Origin of the sequence: Desulforhabdus sp. TSK, from assembly GCF_022836495.1 — a bacterium.
In the GTDB taxonomy this organism is placed as follows: domain Bacteria; phylum Desulfobacterota; class Syntrophobacteria; order Syntrophobacterales; family Syntrophobacteraceae; genus Desulforhabdus.
The window spans coordinates 1-492 of record NZ_BQXM01000137.1 but is presented as its reverse complement, the minus strand read 5'-3'; the positions used below and the strand labels follow the sequence as shown (position 1 = coordinate 492).

Here is a 492-nt window from a genome sequence, read left to right as displayed (position 1 = left end):
AGGAGCCCGCGGCGGCTCCCGAATGGTGGGAGGCTGAGGAGCAGGAGGCGTCCGCGCAGGCCTCGGAGAACGGCGCCGCGGGCACCGTCATCGAGGGCGAGATCGTCCGCGACGACGCCGATGGCGACCGCTGAACTCTCTGAGAGAATAGGACACGATGGATCTCCTGAGCTCACTCGGCAGCGGCGATGAGGGCAATGCCGGCCCCGATGTGCCGCACTGCTCCCGCACGGGCTGCCGCGCCGACGCCGTGTGGCAGATCCTCTGGAACAACCCCAAGATCCACGACGCCGAACGGCGCAAGATCTGGCTGGCCTGCGATGAGCACCGCGGCTGGTTGGAGAACTTCCTGCAGCAGCGCCTGTTCTGGCGCAGCACCGAACCCTTGGAGGAGGACGAGGCATGAAGCAGCGCTACTCGTTCCTCCTGACGCCCACCTGGCTGGGCTGGCTGGCCGGGTGTGGCCGGTTCCTGGGGATCTGCATCTTCCTG

Annotated in this window: 1 protein-coding gene; it reads left to right on the top strand. The window is 67.7% G+C overall.

What is annotated here, in order from left to right; genetic code table 11:
* The first annotated feature begins 157 nt into the window (after positions 1-157).
* The gene (locus MWC30_RS21855) at positions 158-406 is read left to right on the top strand and encodes a hypothetical protein (protein ID WP_244086308.1); all 249 of its coding nucleotides are present in this window, start codon (positions 158-160) and stop codon (positions 404-406) included.
* Positions 407-492 lie beyond the last annotated feature (86 nt).